Origin of the sequence: Bradyrhizobium sp. AUGA SZCCT0176 (assembly GCF_018130145.1) — a bacterium.
Classification (GTDB): Bacteria; Pseudomonadota; Alphaproteobacteria; order Rhizobiales; family Xanthobacteraceae; genus Bradyrhizobium.
Genome location: NZ_JAFCMB010000033.1, coordinates 40,944 through 47,251 on the forward strand (window position 1 = coordinate 40,944; position 6,308 = coordinate 47,251).

Here is a 6,308-nt window from a genome sequence, read left to right on the forward strand (position 1 = left end):
GCGTTTCCGGTCCCGATCTTTTGTTTCTTCGCCACGTCCGGACGAGGTCAGATTGCCGGCAGATTGAGCCGGATGTGAAGCACGCGCAACCGCTTGGATGCAACAGCTGATGGCGCCCCCATCAACAGGGCGCAGGGGCTGGCGGATCGACGCAAACGATCGAACCCGGTACCATGACCCCTCCCCATCCCCGGTCATTCGACCGACAACGGCAAATTGCCCTCCGCCCAACCGGCAACCGGAGCTGCCCGAATGGTAAAGGTTCTGAGCGGCCTGGTTGCCGCAATCGTGATCGCGGTGGGAGGTTTCTTCGGCTTTCAGTTCTATACCCAGCATCGGATAGCCAGCGAGGTCGACGCCGCGCTTGAACAGATTCGCGCGGCGGGAGGCAAGGCGAGCCGCGGCAAGGTCTCGTTCGACCTGCTGAGCCGTACGGTCACGATCGCCGAGATCGCGGCTCAATCGGCGGCGCAACACCCGACCAGCGTCAAGATCGGCAGCCTCACGGCCTCTGGCGTCAGCCAGCCGGACGCGGCGCGCTTCTCCGCCGAGAACATCGACATCACCGATGTCGAGGTCGGCGCGGCCATGGCCCCGCAGGCGGCTCTGAGCCTCGCCTACAAGGTGCCGCGGATCATTGTGAAGGACTATTCCGGCCCCGCCAGCCTCCAGCGGCTGCCGGCTTCGTCGTCTTTTGCCGACGTCTACCGGTCCGTACTCGAGCAGTTCGCAGGCGTCACGGCGGCGTCGATCACGGCCCCCAGCCTGACCGGAACCATCAACTCCGGCCTTGCCACGCCGGGCGGTGGCGAGGTCGCGTATACGGGCCTTGCGATGCAGGACATCAAGGACGGCAAGGTCGCCAGCGCCAAGATCGATGGTGCGGTGTTCACCGTCAACGCCCAAGGCGCGGGGGGCAAGCCCGACAAGCTCACCGGCAACCTCGCCAATATCGCGGGCTACGACATCGACAGCCGCGCGGTGGCCGCGATGTTCGATCCGCAGAAGGCCAGCGACGACCAATATTACCGCGCCTACCGCCAGATCACGACAGGGCCCTATGTCGTCACCTCCGCGCAAGGCCTCAACATGCGGATCGATGGCATCACGATCGATGATCTGGGCTTGCGGCCCTCGCGCATGCAAGTGCCGGATCTGCTGGCGATGATACCTGCGCCCGGCGCCGCGCCGCCAACGCCGGCGCAGGCGCGCGCGCTGATCGAGAAGGTGGCCAAGCTGTACGAGGGCATGCGGATCGGCAATGCCGAGATGCGCGGGTTCTCGGTGGAGACCCCGCAGGGCCCCATCAAGCTGTCGGCGATGCGGCTCGATCTGGACAATGGCAAGGTCAACGAATTCGCGATCGAAGGCGTCGATGGCCGCGCTCCCGAAGGGCCGGTCAAGCTTGGTCGCTTTGCCCTCAAATCCCTCGACGTCGCCAATCTGCTGCGGTTGTCGGCGCAGTTCGCCGGTTCGCCGCCGCCGCCCGACAAGGCGCTCGACATGATTCCGCTGATCGGGGGCGCTGAACTCAGGGGACTGGTGGCCCCCTTCAAGAACACCGGCAAGCAGGTCAGCATCGAACAGTTCAGCCTGGACTGGGGGCAGTTTGTCGGCCCGATCCCGACCAAGGTCCGCATGACCACCAGGATGACGACGCCTCTCGACGCCTCCGATCCAATGCTGAAGGCGCTGATCGCGGCTGGCCTCGACAAGGCAGTCATCGATAATGACGTCGGCGCTGTTTGGACGGAGGCGACGAAGACGTTCGCACTTGAGCCGGTGTCGCTCGAACTGGGCGGGCTCCTCAAGGCAAATGCGCGGCTGTCGCTCACCAACGTGCCTCGCGGGGTGTTCACGCTCAACCCGGTGCAGGCGGCGGTAATGGCCGAGCAGATCGAGGCCGGCCCGCTCGAGTTCGTGCTGCGCGACACCGGCGCGGTCGACATCGCGGTTGCCCAATATGCCCGCCTTCAGGACGTGAGCCGCGAGGCGGCGCGGAGCGCTATCGTCGACATGATCCGGTCGGCCCGCGAACCGGCCGCGGGCTATCCCGACGTGCTCGCGGCGCTGGACGCCGTCGCTCGCTTTGTCGAGACGCCGCGGCAAACGTTGAATGTCAAACTCACGCCGCGCGGCAAGCTGCCGCTCCGGCAGCTCAACCAGCACATGAACGCCGACCCGTTGCTGGCGCTGGCGCAATTCCGGATCGAGGCTTCGACGGGACTCTAACCCTGCGCTAGCCCTTGTCCGGCAGGTTGAGCCGGATGTGCAGTTCGCGCAGCTGCTTGATCGCGACGTCAGACGGCGCGCCCATCAGCAGGTCGACGGCCTGCTGGTTCATCGGGAACAGCGAGATTTCGCGCAGGTTCGTGGTGCCGCAGAGCAGCATCACGATGCGATCGACGCCGGCCGCCATGCCTCCATGCGGAGGGGCGCCGTACTGGAACGCGCGGTACATGCCGCCGAACCGCTCGACGACGTCCTTCTCGCCATAGCCCGCGATCTCGAACGCCTTCACCATCGCCTCGGGCTTGTGGTTGCGGATGCCGCCGGAGGCGATCTCGTAGCCGTTGCAGACGATGTCGTACTGGAACGCCTTGATGGTCAGCGGGTCCTGCCCGTTGAGCGCATCGAGGCCGCCTTGCGGCATCGAGAACGGGTTGTGCGAGAAGTCGACCTTTTTCTCAGTCTCGTCATACTCGTACATCGGGAAGTCGACGATCCAGGCGAGCTCGAACCGGTCCTTGTCGATCAGGTTCAACTCCTCGCCGACTTTCGTGCGCGCGAGACCTGAGAACTTCCAGAATTTTTCCGGATCACCGGCGACGAAGAAGGCTGCATCGCCCTCCTTCAGCCCGAGCTGGCTGCGGACCGCGGCGGTGCGTTCCGGGCCGATGTTGTTCGCCAGCGGCCCCGCGCCCTCGCCGCCCTCGCGCCACATGATGTAGCCGAGGCCGGGCTGGCCCTCGCCTTGCGCCCAGGAGTTCATCCGGTCGCAGAACGCGCGTGACCCACCGCCGGGTCCGGGGATCGCCCAGACCTGGTTCTTCGGGTCTTCCAGCATCCGCGCGAACACCTTGAAGCCGGAGCCGCGGAAGTGCTCGGAGACATCCTGCATCTCGATCGAATTGCGCAGATCCGGCTTGTCGCTGCCGTATTTCTTCAGGGCTTCGGCGAACGGAATCCGCCGCCAGCCTTTTGTCACCGGCTTGCCTTTTGCAAACTCCTCGAACACGCCGGTAATCACCGGCTCCATCGACGCGAACACGTCTTCCTGCTCGACAAAGCTCATCTCGACGTCGAGCTGGTAGAACTCGCCCGGCAGGCGGTCGGCGCGTGGATCCTCGTCGCGGAAGCATGGCGCGATCTGGAAGTAGCGGTCGAAGCCCGACATCATCAGGAGCTGCTTGTACTGCTGCGGCGCCTGCGGCAGCGCGTAGAATTTTCCCGGATGAATCCGCGACGGCACCAGGAAGTCCCGCGCCCCTTCCGGCGAGGACGCCGTCAGGATCGGGGTCTGGAACTCGAAGAAGCCCTGCTCCTTCATCCGCTTGCGCATGGAATCGACGATCGCGCCGCGGGTCATGATGTTCTGATGCAGCTTCTCGCGACGCAGGTCGAGGAAACGGTACTTAAGCCTTATGTCTTCAGGATATTCCTGCTCGCCAGCCACCGGCAGCGGCAGCTCGCCGGCAGGCCCCAGCACTTCGACCGCGCTGACATAGATCTCGATCTTGCCGGTCGGCAATTCGGCATTGACAGTGCCTTCGGGACGATGGCGCACCTTGCCGTCGATCCGCACCACCCACTCCGAGCGGAACTTTTCGACTTCAGCAAACGCCGGCGAGTCCTTGTCGGCCACGCACTGGGTGATGCCGTAATGGTCGCGCAGGTCGATGAACAGCACGCCGCCATGGTCGCGGATGACGTGGCACCAGCCCGAGAGGCGAACGGTTTCGCCGATGTGGCTGTCGCGGAGCGCGCCGCATGTATGTGACCGGTAGCGATGCATGGAAATCCCAAAAACTGATATTGGAGGTCGAATCGAGGGCCAAGAATCAAGACAAGAATCGGGGAACAAGGCCTGCCCGAGCTGCGGCAGGGTTTACCCGACGAGGTCAGGCGCGGCAACCAGTGGCGGCCCCTGTTTTGGCCCAAAAAGCGGCATTTCGAACCTATCGGGCGTGAGCCCTTTGCCTATCCCCCGGGCGCGCCTATCTTTGTGGTCATGACCGTCCATTTCCCGTTCCAGAACACCTATGCGGCGCTGCCGGCGAACTTTTTCGCCCGCGTGGCCCCCACCCCTGTGGCGGCCCCCCGGCTGATCAAGCTGAACCGGGCGCTGGCCGTCCATCTCGGCCTCGATCCGGAGGTGCTTTCCGGCCCTGAGGGCGCCGAGATCCTGGCTGGCAAACGCGTCCCCGACGGCGCCGATCCGATCGCGATGGCCTATGCCGGCCACCAGTTCGGGCATTTCGTCCCGCAGCTCGGCGACGGAAGGGCCATCCTGCTCGGCGAAGTCATCGACGCCGACGGCGTCCGCCGCGACATCCAGCTCAAGGGGAGCGGCCCGACGCCGTTTTCCCGCCGCGGCGACGGCCGCGCCGCGCTTGGCCCGGTGCTGCGGGAGTACATCGTCAGCGAAGCGATGTTCGCGCTCGGCATTCCGACGACGCGCTCGCTCGCGGCCGTCATCACCGGCGAGCGCGTGCAGCGCGAGACCATGTTGCCCGGCGCGGTGCTGACCCGCGTCGCCGCGAGCCATATCCGGGTCGGCACCTTCCAGTTCTTCGCCGCGCGCGGCGACACCGACGGCGTGCGCCAGCTCGCCGACCACGCGATTGCGCGCCACTATCCGGAGGCCGCCAAGGCTGAGCGCCCCTATCACGCGCTGCTGGAAGGCGTGGTGGCGCGGCAGGCCGAACTGGTGGCGCGCTGGCTTCTGGTCGGCTTCATCCATGGCGTCATGAACACCGACAATTCCTCGATCTCGGGCGAGACCATCGACTACGGCCCGTGCGCGTTCATGGACCATTACGACCCCGCGCAGGTGTTCTCCTCGATCGACGAGATGGGCCGCTACGCCTACGCCAACCAGCCGCAGATCGCGCTGTGGAATTTGACACGGCTCGCCGAATGCCTGCTGCCGCTGTTGTCCGACGACAAGGACAAGGCGATCGAACAGGCGCAATTCATCCTCGGCGAATTCGCCGAACAATTCACCAGCGCCTATCAGGCCGGACTGCGCGCCAAGATCGGCCTGTTCGATCAGCGTGACGGTGACGAGGCGCTGGTGCAGGACCTGCTCGATGCGATGGCCAAGAACCAGGCCGACTTCACCCTCACCTTCCGCCGCCTCGCCGACGCCGCGCTTGATGCGAACGACGACAGCGTCAGGGCCCAGTTCCTCGATCCCGCGGCGTTCGATGAGTGGGCGGCGCGCTGGCGGCAGCGTATTGCCGACGAACCGCAATCGGCGGCGGAACGACATGCCGCGATGCGCAAGGTCAACCCGGCCTTCATCCCGCGCAACCATCGCGTCGAAGCCGTGATCCAGGCCGCGATGAATAACAACGATTACGCACCGTTCGAGGAATTGCTGGGCGTGCTGGCAAAGCCGTTCGAGGACCAGCCGGAGTTTGCCGGCTATGCCGATCCGCCACAGCCGGAGCAGCGCGTGCTGCAGACGTTCTGCGGGACGTAAGGGTGTTGATTCCATAACCGCTTCGACGTCATTCGAGCGAGGCAGCAATTAGTCTCTCGTCGTCCCGGCGAAGGCCGGGACCCATACCGCGTGATCTCTCGATGAAGCCTCGGTAGCAGAGACCATTCGCAAAACTTCTCGCCGGGGTTATGGGTCCCGGCCTTCGCCGGGACGACGTGGACATAGCTTCGCGATCTCGCGGCGCATTGCGCCCGAGCTTTGCCAGAAATTCCTTGCCCTCCAGTGAGAGGGCGCAGGGAAGACCGGGTGCGCGCTGCACCCGCGGTCTCGTGTGCGAATAGTGCAAAGAAAGCTGCACACGAGCATACAGGGCAGCGGAGAACACCCGGCCTTCCCTGCGCAATGGCTTTACGGCTTATGCCGTGATCTCCCCGGAGACGAGTTCTTGGTTGACTCCGTCGCTGCCGTTCCCGCTTGCGCTTCTCCAACAGCTTGACGCCTGCAACGGGCGCCAGGACCACACGGTTTTGCCGTACGCTTAGTCCGCGCCGTCGTCTCAGCGCAAACCAGCGTCCACCGCAACCCGCCCAACGTCCGTGACGACGGCCGACGCCCTTCTGAGTAGGACGGGATGGGCAAA

At 65.0% G+C, this 6,308-nt stretch carries 3 protein-coding genes; 2 read left to right on the forward strand and 1 reads right to left on the reverse strand.

The window, feature by feature from the left end:
- The first annotated feature begins 252 nt into the window (after positions 1 to 252).
- Positions 253 to 2,232: a hypothetical protein gene (locus JQ600_RS35130; RefSeq protein WP_212392042.1), complete on the forward strand. Its 1,980-nt coding sequence runs from the start codon at positions 253 to 255 to the stop codon at positions 2,230 to 2,232.
- Positions 2,233 to 2,239: 7 nt separating this feature from the next.
- On the opposite strand, the gene aspS is transcribed toward JQ600_RS35130, so the two are convergent.
- Positions 2,240 to 4,015, reverse strand: a complete 1,776-nt coding sequence (gene aspS / locus JQ600_RS35135; RefSeq protein ID WP_212392043.1) for an aspartate--tRNA ligase — start codon at positions 4,013 to 4,015, stop codon at positions 2,240 to 2,242.
- Positions 4,016 to 4,231: 216 nt separating this feature from the next.
- On the opposite strand from aspS, the gene JQ600_RS35140 reads away from it, so the two are divergent.
- Positions 4,232 to 5,707 carry a YdiU family protein gene (locus JQ600_RS35140; RefSeq protein WP_212392044.1) on the forward strand — a complete coding sequence of 492 codons (1,476 nt, stop codon included), beginning with the start codon at positions 4,232 to 4,234 and terminating at the stop codon, positions 5,705 to 5,707.
- The last annotated feature ends 601 nt before the right edge of the window (positions 5,708 to 6,308 follow it).

Excerpts from the sequence above, each read along its gene's own strand:
- JQ600_RS35130 (WP_212392042.1), top strand. The coding sequence starts at position 253 with ATGGTAAAGGTTCTGAGCGGCCTGGTTGCCGCAATCGTGATCGCGGTG.
- aspS (WP_212392043.1), bottom strand. The coding sequence starts at position 4,015 with ATGCATCGCTACCGGTCACATACATGCGGCGCGCTCCGCGACAGCCAC.
- JQ600_RS35140 (WP_212392044.1), top strand. The coding sequence starts at position 4,232 with ATGACCGTCCATTTCCCGTTCCAGAACACCTATGCGGCGCTGCCGGCG.